Here is a 15,665-nt window from a genome sequence, read left to right as displayed (position 1 = left end):
ACCGCGACCCGCACCTCACCGCGACCCGCACCTCACGACTGACCCGTCCGCCCCTGGCGCGGCAGGTCCAGCGCCACGGCCGCCGCCGAGTTGCAGTACTCCCGCACCGCGCTCGTCCGCGCCACCACGCGCCCCCGGTGCACCACGATCCGGCTGTACGCCAGCGACAGCGCGCCGTCGAGCCGGTCCCCGCGCACCGCGAGCAGCTCCGCCGGGAAGCCGGCCTCCACGCGCACCTCGGGCAGTCCCAGTACCGCCCGCGCCGACGAACTCACCGCGTCGTACGCTTCGGCGGACCGCAGCCCGTACCGCGAGGCCAGCAGATACGCCGCCTCCAGCGGGTCCCCGCGTCCCACGGGATTCGACAGGTCCCGCAGAGCGCCGCTCCCGGCCGCGACCCGTACCCCGGCCGCCCGCAGCAGTCGTACCGGAGCCGTGCCGCGGCGGTCCACGCCCGAACAGCCGCCCTGGGGCAGGCAGACGACGGTCACCCCGGCCGCGGCGAGCTGGTCGGCCGATCGCGCGGCCACCTCGGGGGGCAGTCGGCTCAGCCCTCCGCAGGGGCCGAGCGTCACCCCGGGCCGCAACCCGCCCGCCATCGCCGCGAGGCGCCCGAGCCGGGCCGGATCGTCACCGTCCGTATGCAGATCGACCGGGCAGCCCTGCTCCGAGGCGACTTCCAGGACCGCCTCCACGTAGCCCGTCGGATCCGGGTCCAGATCTGGACAACCGCCCACTACGGAGGCGCCCATTTTCACCGCGTCCCGCAGCATCGCCAGCCCGTCGGCCCCGGCGAGTCCGGTGAGTACCCGCGGCATCGCCACGACCGTCAGCTCGACCAGCCCCCGCAGCGCGCGCCGCGCCTGAAGCGCCGCCGCCATCGAGCCCAGCCCCTGCACGTCGCCCACGCGCACGTGCGAGCGGACGGCGGTCGCCCCGTGCCCCAGCTGCAGCAGAGCGGCCTCGGTCGTACGGCGCTGGACCTCCTGGTCCTCGTACGAGACCGGGCCCTGGCCGTCGGCCGTCAGGGCCGTGTCGCCGTGGGCGTGGGGGTCGGCCGGGGCCGGCAGGAGCAGACAGCCGGAGAGGTCCACGCGCGCGGTGTGCGCGGTGAGGCTGCCTGCCGTGCCGACCGCCTCGATACGTCCGTCGGCCAGCCGTACGTCCACGAGCCGGCCGTCGGTGAGCCGCGCACCGCAGAGCAGCAGGTCGGACCCGTTGGTCCGGCCGGACGAGCCCGAGGGCCCGGAGGAGCCCGACGAGGACGAGGACGACGACGAGGAGTGGTGCGGCTGCGGCTGGCTCTCTGGCATCGCGCTCCTGTGGCTCGGCGGCTGCGCAGGAGGGGCACAAGATCACGCAGCGTGAGTCGAGCCTAGGGTGACGACCGGCGCGCATCGAGGAGGAGCGGAATAGTCGTACCGGTGTGGCCCGTCGTGCCGAAGAGGCGGGTGGAACAGCCGGTGAGGTCCCGGGAACGGGCCGGGGCCGGTGCCGCGAAACGGATTTGGGCGATCGGCTGCCCAGCGTGTAATGTCTTCATCGCTCGCCCCAATAGCTCAGTCGGTAGAGCGTCTCCATGGTAAGGAGAAGGTCTACGGTTCGATTCCGTATTGGGGCTCTGGTGTGAGAGGTTCCCGTCGAAGGGCGGGAACTGATCACATCAAAGCGGTGTAGCTCAGTCGGTAGAGCAAGCGGCTCATAATCGCTGTGTCACCGGTTCAAGTCCGGTCACCGCTACTGACGGTAGCCGATTGCGGGGTCGGTCCTTCGATCGGTTACTCTTCTATGCGTTAATCCATGTCCCATCCGTCCGGCAAGGAGCACTCACGTGGCTGCCACCGACGTCCGCCCGAAGATCACGCTGGCCTGCGTGGAGTGCAAGGAGCGGAACTACATCACCAAGAAGAACCGGCGTAACAACCCGGATCGCATGGAGATGAAGAAGCACTGCCCGCGTTGCAACTCGCACACTGCGCACCGCGAAACGCGATAAAAAAGGCTCGTTCACGAGGCCGTCCCCTGTAATCGGGGGGCGGCCTCGCGTCGTTGAACACCAGCTGCGAACCAGTGCGAACCAGGAGGTGCCGAGCCGATGGCGCTCGACCAGTCCTTCGTAGGGCGGTCCTACCCGCCCACCGACCCGTACGAGGTCGGCCGGGAGAAGATCCGTGAATTCGCGGAAGCGGTGGGAGATCCCAATCCCGCCTACACGGACCCGGACGTGGCCAAGGCTCTAGGCCACCCCGATGTGATCGCACCGCCGACGTTCGTGTTCGCGATCACTTTCAAGGCCGCGGGACAGGTCATACAGGACCCGCAACTGGGTCTCGACTACAGCCGGGTCGTGCACGGCGACCAGAAGTTCGTCCACCGGCGCCCGGTGCGCGCGGGGGACCGGCTCACGGTCACGTCCACCATCGAGGCGGTCAAGTCGATGGCGGGCAACGACATCCTGGACATTCGCGGCGAGGTTCGCGACGAGGCCGGCGAGCACGTGGTGACCGCCTGGACCAAGCTCGTGTCCCGTGCGGCCGAGGGGGCGTGAACTGATGACCGCGAAGATCGCGTACGACGACGTCGAGGTCGGCACCGAGCTGCCGGCCCAGACCTTCGGAGTGACCCGCGCCACGCTTGTGCGGTACGCGGGTGCCTCGGGGGACTTCAACCCGATCCACTGGAACGAGAAGTTCGCCAGGGAGGTCGGCCTCCCGGACGTCATCGCGCACGGCATGTTCACCATGGCCGAGGCGATCCGGGTCGTCACCGACTGGACCGGCGACCCGGGCGCGGTCGTCGAGTACGGCGTCCGCTTCACCAAACCCGTCGTCGTCCCGAACGACGACGAGGGCGCCACGATCGAGGTCAGCGGCAAGGTCGCCGTCAAGCTCGACGACAACACCGTCCGGGTCGACCTCGTCGCGATGAGCGCGGGCAAGAAGGTGCTGGGCATGTCCCGGGCCGTCGTACGACTGGCCTGACCGGACGCGGTCAACGACACCGCGAGTAAGGGGCGCCCGCCGTTGCGGGCGCCCCTTACTACGTCACTCCATGCTCACTTGGTACGTCCTCCTCCTCCTCCTTCTCTCTGTGGTCTCTCCGGGCCGCCCTCTTGACTTAGTTAGTGATTGAGTACTAACTTCGTCGCATGGTCAGGATGAGCGCAGAGGAAAGGCGTGAGAGCGTCATTCGTGCGGCGATGAGCGAGTTCGCCCGGGGCGGCTACTACGGCACGTCCACCGAGGCGATCGCCAAGCGTGTGGGGGTCTCGCAGCCGTACCTCTTCCGGCTCTTCCCCGGCAAGAAGGCGATCTTCCTCGCGGCGGCCGAGCGCTGCCTGGAGGAGACCAGGCGCACGTTCGAGGCGGCCTCCGAGGGGCTGGAGGGCGAGGAGGCCCTGCACTCCATGGCGGACGCGTACACGAGGGTGATCGCCGAGGAGCCGGAGCGGCTGCTCATGCAGATGCAGATGTATGTCGCGGTGGCGGCGGCCGAGCAGGCCGGTGATCACGAACTCGGCGAGGCGGTACGGGCCGGCTGGATGCGGCTGTGGGACACGGTGCATCTGCCGCTCGGCGCCGACATGGACGAGACCACGACCTTCCTGGCCTACGGCATGCTCATCAACTGCCTGGTGGCCATGGGGTTCCCGCCCCAGCATCGGGTGTGGGAAGGGCTCTACCCGTCGGCTCGGACCAAGGGCCGGCTCGAACACTGAAGCGGATCGCCGGAGTGCAACGCCGGAGCAGGAGGCGGCGGAGAGCGGCGCCCTTTCAGGATCTCGAAAGTTAGTCAGCAATAACTAACCAACAGCTAGCGATAACCCGCTGGGGGAGCGATGTCACAGCAGACCGAACGTCGCGGGGGAGCCGTCTGGGCCCTCGTCATCACCAGCGTCGCCGGATTCATGGCGGCCCTCGACAACCTCGTCGTCACCACCGCTCTACCCTCGATCCGCAAGGACTTCGGGGGAGCGCTCGACGATCTGGAATGGACCGTGAGCGCGTACACGCTCACCTTCGCCGTACTGCTGATGTTCGGCGCGGCCCTGGGCGACCGGTTCGGCCGCCGCCGGCTCTTCCTCGTCGGCATCACCGTCTTCACCGGAGCGTCCGCCGCGGCGGCCATGGCCCCGGGCATCGACTCGCTGATCGCCGCCCGCGCGGTCCAGGGCGTCGGCGCGGCCATCATGATGCCGCTGACCCTGACCCTGCTGACGGCCGCCGTCCCGGCCGCCAAGCGCGGGATGGCGTACGGGATATGGGGTGCCGTCAACGGTCTCGCGGTCGCCTCGGGGCCGCTCATCGGAGGCAGCCTCACCGAACACCTGTCCTGGCAGTGGATCTTCTGGCTGAACGTTCCACTGGGTCTTGCCCTGCTGCCGCTCGCCCGGCTGCGCCTCTCCGAGTCCTTCGGCGCCGGTGCCCCGCTCGACATCCGCGGCACCCTGCTCGCCAGCGGCGGCCTCTTCGGGATCGTCTACGGGCTGGTCCGCGCGCCTGCCGTCGGCTGGAGCGACGGTGTGGTCCTGCTCGCTCTGTTCGGGGGTACGACTCTGCTCACCGGCTTCGTCTTCCACGGCATGCGGGCCAAGAACCCCATGCTGCCGATGCGGCTCTTCCGTAGCCGCGCCTTCGCCGGGATCAACGCGGCGAGCCTGCTGATGTTCCTCGGGATGTTCGGCTCGATCTTCCTGCTCAGCCAGTACATGCAGGGCGTGCTCGGCTACTCGCCCACCGAGGCGGGGCTGCGCATGCTGCCGTGGACCGGTATGCCGATGCTCGTCGCGCCGGTCGCCGGCTACCTGTCGGACCGTATCGGCGGACGTCCCGTCGTCGCGGCGGGCCTGTTCCTGCAGGCCGTCGGACTCGGGTGGTTCGCCGTCGTGGTCGAGGCCGACACCTCGTACGCCGCGCAGTTGCCTGCCCTGATCATCAGCGGAATCGGGATGTCCCTCTTCTTCGCCCCCGCATCCAGCCTGGTCATGTCCAGCGTCCGGGCGCAGGAGCAGGGGATCGCGTCCGGCGCCAACAACGCGCTGCGTGAGGTCGGCGGGGCGCTCGGTATCGCGGTGATGGCCTCGATCTTCTCCGCGCAGGGCGGCTACGAGAGCGCCCAGACCTTCGTGGACGGCATTCGGCCCGCTCTGTGGGTCGGCTCCGCGGCGGTCGCCCTGGCGGCCCTCGGGGCGCTGTACATCCCGAGCCGACGGCCCGAGGCCGGATCCGAGGAGGTCACGGAGGCGCCCGCACCCGTACTGGAGACGGCGTCGCGCTGAGTCTGCGGGCCGGTGGGGGCTTGTCGTGTGGTTCCCCGCACCCCTGAAGGGGCGGAAGCCGGGGCGCAACCCCACTTCCGAAGAGGCGAGGGGAACCGCGCGGCCCGCCCTCACAGGCCCGCACGGACACGCGACACCGGTGAACCGGAGGTGCCCGCACCCCCTGAGAACGGCCCCGCCCGACCTGGCGGGGCCGTTCTCGTACTCTGGGCGAGTGCAGGAACTCCACGACACCCCCCTCGCCCCGCTGACCACCTTCCGGCTCGGCGGTCCAGCCGCCCGGCTGATCACCGCGACCACCGACGACGAGGTCATCGCCGCCGTCCGCGAGGCCGACGACTCAGGTACGCCGCTGCTGCTGATCGGCGGCGGATCCAACCTCGTCATCGGTGACAAGGGCTTCCCGGGCACCGCCCTGCGCATCGCCACCCGCGGCTTCGAGCTGGACGGCACGCGGCTGGAACTGGCCGCAGGGGAGGTGTGGACCGACGCGGTCGCCCGTACCGTCGAGGCCCGCCTCGCGGGCATCGAGTGCCTCGCCGGAATCCCGGGCTCCGCCGGTGCGACACCGATCCAGAACGTGGGCGCGTACGGCCAGGAAGTGTCGTCGACGATCACCGAAGTGATCGCCTATGACCGTGAGAGCCGCGAGACGGTCACCATGTCGAACGCCGAGTGCGCCTTCTCGTACCGGCACAGTCGTTTCAAGAGCGATCCCGAGCGGTTCGTCGTGCTGCGTGTCCGTTTCGAGCTGGAGGACGCCGCCGGGCTGTCCGCGCCGTTGAGGTACGCCGAGACGGCCCGCATGCTCGGTGTCGGACCCGGCGACCGCGTGCCCGTGGACGCGGCCCGTGACACCGTCCTGAAGCTGCGTTCCGGGAAAGGCATGGTGCTCGACCCCGAGGACCACGACACCTGGTCGGCCGGCTCGTTCTTCACCAACCCGATCCTCACGCGCGAGGAGTTCGCCGCGTTCCACGCGCGCGTGGCGGAGCGCCTGGGCGAGGGCGTGGTCCCGCCCGCCTACCCCGCGGACGACGAGCACACCAAGACCTCCGCGGCCTGGCTGATCGACAAGTCGGGCTTCACGAAGGGGTACGGCACCGGTCCCGTCCGTATCTCCACCAAGCACACCCTGGCCCTCACCAACCGGGGCGGGGCCACCACGGAGGACCTCCTCACGCTCGCCCGCGAGGTCGTCGCCGGCGTCCACGGGGCCTTCGGGATCACGCTCGTCAACGAACCGGTGACGGTGGGCGTCAGCCTCTGAGACCGCCGCCCCACGCCCGCTTCAGGCGACCGGGGCGGTCAGCCAGTCGTCGATCCCGGACAGCAGCTTCTCCTTGATGTCGGACGGGGCCGCCGAACCGCGTACCGACTGCCGTGCCAGTTCGGCCAGCTCGGCGTCCGTGAAGCCGTGGTGGCGGCGCGCGATGTCGTACTGGGCCGCCAGCCGCGAGCCGAACAGCAGCGGGTCGTCCGCGCCGAGCGCCAGGGGCACCCCCGCCTCGAATAGTGTGCGCAAGGGGACGTCCTCCGGCTTCTCGTAGACCCCCAGGGCGACGTTCGAGGCCGGGCAGACCTCACAGGTGATGCCGCGGTCCGCGAGGCGCTTCAGCAGCCGCGGGTTCTCGGCGGCCCGTACCCCGTGCCCGATCCGCGAGGCGTGCAGGTCGTCCAGGCAGTCGCGTACGGACGCGGGGCCCGCCAGCTCACCGCCGTGCGGCACGGCCAGCAGCCCGCCCTCCCGGGCGATCGCGAAGGCCCGGTCGAAGTCCCGCGCCATGCCCCGCCGCTCGTCGTTGGAGAGCCCGAACCCGACGATGCCCCGGTCCGCGTACCGCACGGCCAGACGGGCCAGCGTGCGGGCGTCCAGGGGGTGCTTCATCCGGTTCGCGGCCACCAGGACCCGCATACCGAGCCCGGTCTCGCGCGAGGCCGTGTCCACCGCGTCCAGGATGACCTCCAGGGCGGGGATCAGACCGCCCAGGCGCGGCGCGTACGACGTGGGGTCGACCTGGATCTCCAGCCACCCCGAGCCGTCCTTGAGGTCCTCCTCGGCGGCCTCGCGCACGAGCCGCTGGATGTCCTCGGGATCTCTGAGGCACGACCGCGCCGCGTCGTACAGACGCTGGAAGCGGAACCAGCCGCGCTCGTCCGTCGCCCGCAGCTTGGGCGGCTCGCCGCTCGTCAGCGCGTCGGGCAGATGGATCCCGTGCTTGTCGGCCAGTTCCAGCAGGGTGGTGTGCCGCATCGAACCTGTGAAATGCAGGTGCAGATGAGCCTTGGGCAGCTCAGAGACCTTACGTACGTGCTCCATTCAAGGATCCTGCCGCACGCCGGCGCCAAATCGGTAGCGCTTTCCCTGAACGTGGTCTTGCTCGCACGAAGAAACGAAAGAAGTGAGGGACACGAAGAAACGAGCCGCCTCCCCGGAGGGAAGCGGCTCGCAGTACCTACTGTCATGCGCCGGGCTCAGGCCTTGGCCTCCGCCAGGAGCTTCTGGATCCGCGAGACACCCTCGACGAGGTCCTCGTCACCCAGCGCGTACGACAGCCGCAGATAGCCCGGCGTGCCGAAGGCCTCGCCCGGGACGACCGCGACCTCGGCCTCCTCCAGGATCAGCGCGGCCAGCTCGACGGAGTCCTGCGGGCGCCTGCCGCGGATCTCCTTGCCGAGCAGGGCCTTCACCGAGGGGTACGCGTAGAACGCGCCCTCGGGCTCCGGGCAGAGCACGCCGTCGATCTCGTTGAGCATGCGCACGATCGTCTTGCGGCGGCGGTCGAAGGCCTCGCGCATCTCGGCGACGGCCGTCAGGTCGCCCGAGACGGCGGCGATCGCCGCGGCCTGGGCCACGTTCGACACGTTCGACGTGGCGTGGGACTGCAGGTTGGTCGCGGCCTTCACCACGTCCTTGGGGCCGATGACCCACCCGACCCGCCAGCCGGTCATCGCGTACGTCTTCGCGACGCCGTTGACCACGATGCACTTGTCGCGCAGCTCAGGAAGTACTGCAGGCAGCGAGGTGAACTTCGCGTCCCCGTAGACCAGGTGCTCGTAGATCTCGTCCGTCATCACCCACAGGCCGTGCTCGACGGCCCAGCGGCCGATGGCCTCGGTGTCCTCGGCGCTGTAGACGGCGCCGGTCGGGTTGGAGGGCGACACGAAGAGGACGACCTTGGTCTTCTCCGTACGGGCCGCCTCCAGCTGCTCGACCGAGACGCGGTAGCCGGTCGTCTCGTCCGCGACGACATCCACCGGGACACCGCCGGCGAGACGGATCGACTCGGGGTACGTCGTCCAGTAGGGAGCCGGGACGATGACCTCGTCGCCCGGGTCGAGGATCGCGGCGAACGCCTCGTAGATGGCCTGCTTGCCGCCGTTGGTCACCAGGACCTGGGAGGCGTCCACCTCGTAGTGGGAGTCGCGCAGCGTCTTGGCGACGATCGCCGCCTTCAGCTCGGGAAGGCCGCCGGCCGGCGTGTAGCGGTGGTACTTCGGGTTCTTGCACGCCTCGATGGCGGCCTCGACGACGTAGTCCGGGGTCGGGAAGTCGGGCTCACCGGCGCCGAAGCCGATCACCGGACGTCCCGCGGCCTTGAGGGCCTTGGCCTTGGCGTCCACGGCGAGAGTGGCGGACTCGGAGATCGCGCCGACTCGGGCGGAGACCCGGCGCTCGGTGGGAGGGATTGCAGCGCTCATGGGCCCATCGTTTCAGACCGGAAACGTCCCCGGCACACTGGTTTCACGGACTGGGCAGCGCCGGACGGCCCGGGGCCGGGCACGCACAAAGTCCGTACGGACACTTTCTGTTCGACGCCCGGCCGCCGACCACGTACACTCTCACCTCGTTGGCCTTCACCGGCCGCGCTCTTCCGGTGCACTCCGAGCACCCGGGTGGATGCGGTACGTTGTGGGGGAAGCAAAGGGTCGTAGCTCAATTGGTAGAGCACTGGTCTCCAAAACCAGCGGTTGGGGGTTCAAGTCCCTCCGGCCCTGCTACACACTCCTTTCACCAGGATGTGTGCACATGTACGTACTGCATTGCACCGCCGTGCGGCTCACACCGGGCGCGGCACGGCCACGACCCGGAATCAGGTGAGGACGAGTGACGGACGCCGTGGGCTCCATCGACATGCCTGATGCCCAGGATGAGGCGCCGGAGTCCCAGAAGAAGGGCCGCAAGGGCGGTAAGCGCGCCAAGAAGGGCCCGCTGAAGCGCCTCGCCCTCTTCTACCGCCAGATCGTCGCGGAGCTCCGCAAGGTTGTCTGGCCGACCCGCAATCAGCTGACGACGTACACCACAGTGGTGATTGTGTTCGTTGTCATCATGATCGGTCTGGTGACTGTGATTGACTTCGGACTCGACAAGGCCGCCAAGTACGTCTTCGGCTAGGCCAAGCGCGAAGGGCGCCGTACCCGGCGCCCGCTTTCGCGTGTTCCACCCCCATGATCCAGGAAGAAGCAGCCACCGTGTCTGACCCGAACCTGAACGATGCCGTCGAGTCGGTCGAGTCCCGTGACGACGAACTCGACATCGTCGAGGGCGCGGACGTCGAGGACGAGGTCGAGGCTGCCGACGCCGCGGCGGGCGAGCCCGCCGAAGAGGCCGCGCTGCACGTCGAGGACGAGTCCGGCGGGGACGTCGAGGGCGACAGCGCCTCGGCCCTCGCTGCCGATGAGGACGAGGCCGAGGCCGCCGACGTCGCGACCGACGAGGACGAGAGCGCCGCGACCGACGAGGACGACAGCGCCGAGTCCGAGGAGGCGGAGGAGGCCGAGCCGGTCGACCCCGTCACCGCCCTTCGTGAGGAACTCCGCGCGCTGCCCGGCGAGTGGTACGTCATCCACACGTACGCCGGTTACGAGAACCGTGTGAAGACCAACCTCGAACAGCGTGCCGTCTCGCTGAACGTCGAGGACTTCATCTTCGCGGCCGAGGTGCCGCAAGAAGAGGTCGCGCAGATCAAGAACGGCGAGCGTAAGACCGTCAAGCAGAACAAGCTCCCCGGCTACGTGCTGGTGCGCATGGATCTGACGAACGAGTCCTGGGGTGTCGTTCGCAACACCCCCGGTGTCACCGGCTTCGTGGGCAACGCCTACGACCCCTACCCCCTGACGCTGGACGAGATCGTCAAGATGCTCGCCCCCGAGGCCGAGGAGAAGGCCGCCCGCGAGGCCGCCGAGGCCGAGGGCAAGCCGGCTCCGTCCCGCAAGCTTGAGGTCCAGGTGCTGGACTTCGAGGTGGGCGACTCGGTCACCGTCACCGACGGCCCGTTCGCGACGCTGCAGGCGACCATCAACGAGATCAACGCCGACTCGAAGAAGGTCAAGGGCCTCGTCGAGATCTTCGGCCGCGAGACTCCGGTGGAGCTCAGCTTCGACCAGATTCAGAAGAACTGACGTTCTTTCGGACCGTATGCCTCCGACCAGGTCAGACAGGCTCTCGCAGCCAGTCTGACCTGCTCGGTTTTTGGCCGCACACCGATACCCGTTATCGTGGTGCGGTATGCCTCCGTCCGGACTATCCGGAATGGATGGCTGGAAACTCTCACTAGGACCCGGAGAGAGCAATGCCTCCCAAGAAGAAGAAGAAGGTCACGGGGCTTATCAAGCTCCAGATCCAGGCCGGTGCGGCCAACCCGGCGCCGCCGGTCGGCCCCGCACTGGGCCAGCACGGCGTCAACATCATGGAGTTCTGCAAGGCCTACAACGCGGCGACCGAGTCGCAGCGCGGCTGGGTCATCCCGGTGGAGATCACGGTCTACGAAGACCGCTCCTTCACCTTCATCACCAAGACCCCGCCGGCCGCGAAGATGATCCTCAAGGCCGCTGGTGTCGAGAAGGGCTCCGGCGAGCCCCACAAGACCAAGGTCGCCAAGATCAGCCAGGCTCAGGTCCGCGAGATCGCCACCACCAAGATGGCCGACCTCAACGCCAACGACCTGGACGCCGCGTCGAAGATCATCGCCGGCACCGCCCGTTCCATGGGCATCACGGTCGAGGGCTGATCCCCACCTCCGCAGAACACCGTGGCAGGGCCTGCTCGGCCCCTACCACGACTCCTCAGAGCACACAGGAGCAGTAGTGAGCAAGCGCAGCAAGTCTCTCCGCGCTGCGGACGCCAAGATCGACCGGGAGAAGCAGTACGCCCCGCTCGAAGCCGTCCGTCTCGCCAAGGAGACCTCCACCTCCAAGTTCGACGGCACCGTCGAGGTCGCCTTCCGTCTGGGTGTCGACCCGCGCAAGGCCGACCAGATGGTCCGCGGCACCGTGAACCTCCCGCACGGCACCGGCAAGACCGCCCGGGTCCTGGTCTTCGCGACCGGTGACCGTGCCGAGGCCGCGACTGCCGCCGGCGCCGACATCGTCGGTTCCGACGAACTCATCGACGAGGTGGCGAAGGGGCGTCTGGACTTCGACGCCGTCGTCGCCACCCCGGACCTCATGGGCAAGGTCGGCCGCCTGGGCCGTGTCCTCGGCCCGCGTGGTCTGATGCCGAACCCGAAGACGGGCACCGTGACCCCGGACGTGGCCAAGGCCGTGACCGAGATCAAGGGCGGCAAGATCGAGTTCCGCGTCGACAAGCACTCGAACCTGCACTTCATCATCGGCAAGGCGTCGTTCGACGACACGCAGCTGGTGGAGAACTACGGCGCCGCGCTCGACGAGATCCTTCGTCTGAAGCCGTCGGCCGCCAAGGGTCGCTACATCAAGAAGGCCACGATCAGCACCACGATCGGCCCCGGCATCGCGATCGACTCGAACCGCACCCGCAACCTCCTCGTCGAGGAGGACCCGGCCGCCGTCTGAGCCTGACGCTCACCGGTAGCCGCGTCGCAGACGCGATTTCAGGACGGGCCCCGCAACCTTTCGAGGTGCGGGGCCCGTCTCTGTGTCCGGGGGCACGGGGCACGGGGCACGAAGCGCGAGGCTGGGTGACGGGGGTCCGGCGTCCGGCGTCCGGTGCCCGTTTCCGGGTCGGATGTCGGTGGCCTGCGCTAGCGTGCGGGGCACAGGAATCGCATAGGGGGACGAATGATGAGCTCGATCGTGCGCCGGGTGACCGTCTCGATAGCGGTGGCCGCCGCTCTGACCGGAGCCGCGGCCTGTAGCGGCCCGGACTCCGGCTCGGACTCCGGAGGGGACAGCAAGGCTTCGGCGGGGGACGGCAAGGGCACCGGCGAGGCCAGGACCCGGACGGACGCGATCGTGGCTCTTCGTTCCGTGGAGAAGAGCACCGACGGCGCGGACTCCGCCAAGGTCGAGTCCACCACGACCATGGGCACGATGATGTCGATGGAGGCGGATGGCGCCCTCGGCTGGGCCGACGGGCTCACCGGCAACCTGACGATCACATACACCGGCGGCACGATGGCCGACCAGATGCGCCAGCTGGGCACCACCTCCATGGAGGCCCGCTATCTGCCGGACGCCTACTACGCGAAGATGGGCGACAAGTTCGCCGAGCAGTCCGGCGGCAAGCACTGGATCAAGTACGACTACGACGACCTGGCGGAGCTCGCCGGCGGATCGGGCGCGTACATGAAGGACCAGATGCAGAACACCACGCCGAACCAGTCGGTGAAGCTGCTGCTGGCCTCCGGGGACGTCGAGAAGGTCGGCGAGGAGAAGGTGCGCGGCGAGGACACCACGCACTACTCGGGCACGGTCGACGTCGCGGATCTCGCGGGCCGGAACTCGTCCCTCTCCGCGAGTCAACTGGCCGATCTGAAGAGCCAGTTGGAGCAGGCGGGTGTGACCACCGAGACCATCGACATCTGGGTGGACGACAAGGACCTGCTGGTCAAGAAGGCCGAGAAGGGCGAGCTGGCCACCGGCTCGATGTCCTCGACGGCGTACTACAGCGACTACGGCGTCGAGGTCTTGGCCGAGGAGCCCGCGGCGGGCGACACCGCCGACTTCAAGGACCTCATGCGGAGCCGGCCGGCGGGCTGAGGCCGCGCGGCCAACCCCCCCCCGTTCGGCCTCCGTTCCGTCTCCGTTCCGGCAGTGCACGGGCGTCACAAGCGTCACAGGCGTCACACAGGTCACGTGACAACTCGCAGGACTGCCCGAACCCCGCTGGGATACGCTCGCGGCTTGTCTGTGAGTCGCTCATCTGTTCCTTGGGGGGAACCATGAAGCTTTCTGTGCGCACGCCTGTACGTCATAGGGCGACGGGCGCGGTCGTCGCCGCGCTCGTCCTCGGCGGGGGTGCCGTCGGCTGTTCCAAGGGGGGCGAGGAGTCCCCCGAGATGACGCCCGCCGCGGCTGTCGCCAAGGCGGCGAAGAAGACCGAGGACATCACCTCCCTCAGCTACCGCATGTCCGGCAGGACCCCGGAGGAGGGACGCATCAAGGCCGAGGCCCAGATGCGCATGAAGCCCGACGTGGCCATGAGCATGAAGATGACCGCCCTCGACCAGGGGAAGGACGGCAACGCCGAGATCCGCCTGGTCGACAAGGCGATGTACATCGGCGGGGGTGCCGCGGCGGCCAAGGAGATGGACGGCAAGAGCTGGATCAAGTTCGACATGTCCACACTGGGTGACGACGCGCTCGGCGGTGGCGGGGCCCCGGGCGCGGGAACGGCCGACAAGAACCCGGCCCAGGAGTCCACCTTCCTCACCGGCTCCAAGGACGTGAAGAAGGTCGGCACCGAGAAGGTCGAGGGCGTCGAGACCACCCACTACAAGGGCACGGTCACTCTCGACGAGTTCCGCAAGTCCCTCAAGACCGAGAGCAAGGCCACTCGTGAGCAGCGGGAGAAGAGCCTTGAGCAGTACGAGAAGCTGGGTCTGGACGCGCTCACGATGGACATGTGGGTCGACGGCAAGGACCACACCAAGCAGTTCCGTATGCAGGGCGACGCCGACAAGGGCAAGCTCGACATGACCATCACCTTCCTCAACTACAACAAGCCCGTGACCGTCGAGGCCCCGCCGGCCAAGGACGTCATGGACCTGGCCGAGATGATGGGTGACCTGGAGGGGTGACCCTCTGCGGACCGGTGCCGACCGGTGTGTGAGACCGGCCGGTGTGCGGCCCCGGTGCACGGATTTGCTTGACAGTGCCCCGTTCACGTAATCTTCCACAGAAGCCAAAGACCGCTGGTCGTTGCTGTGCTCTCGTCAGAGGACGCGGTGACCGAAGGATCCGCTGAATTGCGGACGACCCGCGTAGGTGACTGTGGATGAGCTCCCGGACAGTCCCGTACTTCGTACGGATTCCGTCAGGTAGAGCCACGCCCCGTGCTCCTGCGCCGGGGCGTTTCGTTTTCCCAGTCTCCTTCTGAGCGGTCCTCATCACCCGGAAGGAGGCCACGCTTATGGCAAGGCCCGACAAGGCTGCCGCGGTAGCCGAGCTCGCGGACCAGTTCCGTAGCTCGAACGCCGCTGTGCTGACCGAGTACCGGGGTCTCACCGTGGCGCAGCTCAAGACGCTGCGTCGTTCGCTCGGTGAAGACGCCCAGTACGCCGTGGTGAAGAACACGCTGACCAAGATCGCGGCCAACGAGGCCGGGATCTCCACGCTCGACGACCTGTTCAACGGTCCGACAGCGGTTGCCTTCATCACCGGTGACCCGGTGACGTCGGCGAAGGGTCTTCGTGACTTCGCCAAGGACAACCCCAACCTCGTCATCAAGGGCGGTGTCCTTGACGGCAAGGCGCTGTCCGCCGACGAGATCAAGAAGCTTGCGGACCTTGAGTCCCGCGAGGTTCTGCTCTCCAAGCTGGCGGGTGCCATGAAGGGCAAGCAGTCCCAGGCTGCCTCCCTCTTCCAGGCGCTCCCGTCGAAGTTCGTCCGCACCGCGGAGGCGCTTCGCGTCAAGCTCGAAGAGCAGGGCGGTGCCGAGTAACTCGGCTCGCGCACTGACCGCCGCCTGAGGCGACGGTCACAGCGGGCCGAACGTACGCCCGCCTCACCAGTACATCCCGGCACCTGCCGAATTAGTGGAAGGACGCCATCATGGCGAAGCTGTCCCAGGAAGAGCTGCTCGCGCAGTTCGAGAACCTCACCCTCATCGAGCTCTCCGAGTTCGTGAAGGCCTTCGAGGAGAAGTTCGACGTCACCGCCGCCGCCGCGGTCGCCGCCGGCCCCGCCGCCGCTGCCGCCCCGGTCGAGGCCGAGGCCGAGCAGGACGAGTTCGACGTCATCCTCACGGGTGCCGGCGAGAAGAAGATCCAGGTCATCAAGGTCGTGCGTGAGCTGACCTCGCTCGGTCTGAAGGAGGCCAAGGACCTCGTCGACGGCGCTCCGAAGCCCGTCCTGGAGAAGGTCGACAAGGCCGCCGCGGAGAAGGCTGCCGAGTCCCTCAAGACCGCCGGCGCCTCCGTCGAGGTCAAGTGACCCGACGAGTCCGCCAGGACTCCTGCGGGCCGCG

Annotated in this window: 17 protein-coding genes and 3 tRNA genes; 17 read left to right on the top strand and 3 right to left on the bottom strand. The window is 68.5% G+C overall.

The genetic code is table 11. The features are described 5' to 3' along the window. Positions 1-32: 32 nt before the first annotated feature. A complete protein-coding gene (locus ACIOKD_RS16520) occupies positions 33-1,313 on the bottom strand; it encodes an amidohydrolase family protein (RefSeq protein WP_402083839.1) in 1,281 nt (426 codons plus the stop codon). A 235-nt stretch (positions 1,314-1,548) separates the two neighbouring features. On the opposite strand from ACIOKD_RS16520, the gene ACIOKD_RS16515 reads away from it, so the two are divergent. From ACIOKD_RS16515 to ACIOKD_RS16480, 8 genes are all read left to right on the top strand, one after another. Beyond that, positions 1,549-1,621, top strand: a tRNA-Thr gene (locus ACIOKD_RS16515). A 46-nt stretch (positions 1,622-1,667) separates the two neighbouring features. Further along, positions 1,668-1,740 (top strand) — tRNA-Met (locus tag ACIOKD_RS16510). Positions 1,741-1,831: 91 nt separating this feature from the next. Further along, positions 1,832-1,996, top strand: coding sequence for a 50S ribosomal protein L33 (rpmG, locus tag ACIOKD_RS16505; protein WP_007265873.1), 165 nt, complete (start codon positions 1,832-1,834; stop codon positions 1,994-1,996). 99 nt (positions 1,997-2,095) lie between these two features. After that, positions 2,096-2,548 (top strand): MaoC family dehydratase N-terminal domain-containing protein, encoded by a 453-nt coding sequence (locus tag ACIOKD_RS16500; RefSeq protein WP_402083836.1) that lies wholly within the window; start codon positions 2,096-2,098, stop codon positions 2,546-2,548. Positions 2,549-2,552: 4 nt separating this feature from the next. Further along, positions 2,553-2,981, top strand: a complete 429-nt coding sequence (locus ACIOKD_RS16495; RefSeq protein WP_402083834.1) for a MaoC family dehydratase — start codon at positions 2,553-2,555, stop codon at positions 2,979-2,981. Positions 2,982-3,148: 167 nt separating this feature from the next. Further along, positions 3,149-3,718 (top strand): TetR/AcrR family transcriptional regulator, encoded by a 570-nt coding sequence (locus ACIOKD_RS16490; RefSeq protein ID WP_402083832.1) that lies wholly within the window; start codon positions 3,149-3,151, stop codon positions 3,716-3,718. 120 nt (positions 3,719-3,838) lie between these two features. Further along, positions 3,839-5,278 carry an MFS transporter gene (locus ACIOKD_RS16485; protein WP_402083830.1) on the top strand — a complete coding sequence of 480 codons (1,440 nt, stop codon included), beginning with the start codon at positions 3,839-3,841 and terminating at the stop codon, positions 5,276-5,278. Positions 5,279-5,492: 214 nt separating this feature from the next. After that, positions 5,493-6,548: a UDP-N-acetylmuramate dehydrogenase gene (locus ACIOKD_RS16480; RefSeq protein ID WP_402083827.1), complete on the top strand. Its 1,056-nt coding sequence runs from the start codon at positions 5,493-5,495 to the stop codon at positions 6,546-6,548. A 21-nt stretch (positions 6,549-6,569) separates the two neighbouring features. Here the strand turns inward: ACIOKD_RS16480 and ACIOKD_RS16475 are convergent, their stop codons facing one another. Both ACIOKD_RS16475 and ACIOKD_RS16470 read right to left on the bottom strand, forming a co-directional pair. Continuing rightward, positions 6,570-7,598 (bottom strand): adenosine deaminase, encoded by a 1,029-nt coding sequence (locus ACIOKD_RS16475; RefSeq protein WP_402083824.1) that lies wholly within the window; start codon positions 7,596-7,598, stop codon positions 6,570-6,572. Positions 7,599-7,753: 155 nt separating this feature from the next. Then, complete coding sequence (locus ACIOKD_RS16470) at positions 7,754-8,980, bottom strand: pyridoxal phosphate-dependent aminotransferase (protein WP_402083822.1); 1,227 nt, start codon at positions 8,978-8,980, stop codon at positions 7,754-7,756. A 224-nt stretch (positions 8,981-9,204) separates the two neighbouring features. Here ACIOKD_RS16470 and ACIOKD_RS16465 point away from each other — a divergent pair. From ACIOKD_RS16465 to rplL, 9 genes are all read left to right on the top strand, one after another. Next, a tRNA-Trp gene (locus ACIOKD_RS16465) sits at positions 9,205-9,277 on the top strand. A gap of 109 nt (positions 9,278-9,386) precedes the next feature. After that, the gene (secE, locus tag ACIOKD_RS16460) at positions 9,387-9,674 is read left to right on the top strand and encodes a preprotein translocase subunit SecE (RefSeq protein WP_055610500.1); all 288 of its coding nucleotides are present in this window, start codon (positions 9,387-9,389) and stop codon (positions 9,672-9,674) included. 77 nt (positions 9,675-9,751) lie between these two features. Then, positions 9,752-10,681, top strand: coding sequence for a transcription termination/antitermination protein NusG (nusG, locus tag ACIOKD_RS16455; RefSeq protein WP_402083817.1), 930 nt, complete (start codon positions 9,752-9,754; stop codon positions 10,679-10,681). A 170-nt stretch (positions 10,682-10,851) separates the two neighbouring features. Next, complete coding sequence (gene rplK, locus ACIOKD_RS16450; protein WP_328495881.1) at positions 10,852-11,289, top strand: 50S ribosomal protein L11; 438 nt, start codon at positions 10,852-10,854, stop codon at positions 11,287-11,289. A 76-nt stretch (positions 11,290-11,365) separates the two neighbouring features. Next, the gene (gene rplA / locus ACIOKD_RS16445) at positions 11,366-12,091 is read left to right on the top strand and encodes a 50S ribosomal protein L1 (protein WP_402083814.1); all 726 of its coding nucleotides are present in this window, start codon (positions 11,366-11,368) and stop codon (positions 12,089-12,091) included. 225 nt (positions 12,092-12,316) lie between these two features. Beyond that, positions 12,317-13,237, top strand: a complete 921-nt coding sequence (locus ACIOKD_RS16440) for a hypothetical protein (RefSeq protein WP_402083811.1) — start codon at positions 12,317-12,319, stop codon at positions 13,235-13,237. A gap of 182 nt (positions 13,238-13,419) precedes the next feature. After that, the gene (locus ACIOKD_RS16435) at positions 13,420-14,277 is read left to right on the top strand and encodes a DUF1396 domain-containing protein (protein WP_402083808.1); all 858 of its coding nucleotides are present in this window, start codon (positions 13,420-13,422) and stop codon (positions 14,275-14,277) included. A gap of 332 nt (positions 14,278-14,609) precedes the next feature. Then, positions 14,610-15,140 carry a 50S ribosomal protein L10 gene (gene rplJ, locus ACIOKD_RS16430; RefSeq protein WP_402083806.1) on the top strand — a complete coding sequence of 177 codons (531 nt, stop codon included), beginning with the start codon at positions 14,610-14,612 and terminating at the stop codon, positions 15,138-15,140. A 110-nt stretch (positions 15,141-15,250) separates the two neighbouring features. Beyond that, on the top strand, positions 15,251-15,631 hold the full coding sequence (gene rplL, locus ACIOKD_RS16425; RefSeq protein WP_402083803.1) for a 50S ribosomal protein L7/L12: 381 nt from the start codon (positions 15,251-15,253) through the stop codon (positions 15,629-15,631). Positions 15,632-15,665: the final 34 nt, after the last annotated feature.

It is taken from the genome of Streptomyces sp. NPDC087844, assembly GCF_044742785.1.
Lineage (GTDB): Bacteria > Actinomycetota > Actinomycetes > Streptomycetales > Streptomycetaceae > Streptomyces.
This window is presented reverse-complemented; position numbering and strand designations above follow the sequence as displayed.

Excerpts from the sequence above, each read along its gene's own strand:
- ACIOKD_RS16500 (WP_402083836.1), top strand. The coding sequence starts at position 2,096 with ATGGCGCTCGACCAGTCCTTCGTAGGGCGGTCCTACCCGCCCACCGAC.
- ACIOKD_RS16490 (WP_402083832.1), top strand. The coding sequence starts at position 3,149 with ATGGTCAGGATGAGCGCAGAGGAAAGGCGTGAGAGCGTCATTCGTGCG.
- ACIOKD_RS16485 (WP_402083830.1), top strand. The coding sequence starts at position 3,839 with ATGTCACAGCAGACCGAACGTCGCGGGGGAGCCGTCTGGGCCCTCGTC.
- ACIOKD_RS16435 (WP_402083808.1), top strand. The coding sequence starts at position 13,420 with ATGAAGCTTTCTGTGCGCACGCCTGTACGTCATAGGGCGACGGGCGCG.
- rplL (WP_402083803.1), top strand. The coding sequence starts at position 15,251 with ATGGCGAAGCTGTCCCAGGAAGAGCTGCTCGCGCAGTTCGAGAACCTC.
- ACIOKD_RS16440 (WP_402083811.1), top strand. The coding sequence starts at position 12,317 with ATGATGAGCTCGATCGTGCGCCGGGTGACCGTCTCGATAGCGGTGGCC.
- rplK (WP_328495881.1), top strand. The coding sequence starts at position 10,852 with ATGCCTCCCAAGAAGAAGAAGAAGGTCACGGGGCTTATCAAGCTCCAG.
- ACIOKD_RS16475 (WP_402083824.1), bottom strand. The coding sequence starts at position 7,598 with ATGGAGCACGTACGTAAGGTCTCTGAGCTGCCCAAGGCTCATCTGCAC.
- rplJ (WP_402083806.1), top strand. The coding sequence starts at position 14,610 with ATGGCAAGGCCCGACAAGGCTGCCGCGGTAGCCGAGCTCGCGGACCAG.
- ACIOKD_RS16520 (WP_402083839.1), bottom strand. The coding sequence starts at position 1,313 with ATGCCAGAGAGCCAGCCGCAGCCGCACCACTCCTCGTCGTCGTCCTCG.
- ACIOKD_RS16470 (WP_402083822.1), bottom strand. The coding sequence starts at position 8,980 with ATGAGCGCTGCAATCCCTCCCACCGAGCGCCGGGTCTCCGCCCGAGTC.
- ACIOKD_RS16495 (WP_402083834.1), top strand. The coding sequence starts at position 2,553 with ATGACCGCGAAGATCGCGTACGACGACGTCGAGGTCGGCACCGAGCTG.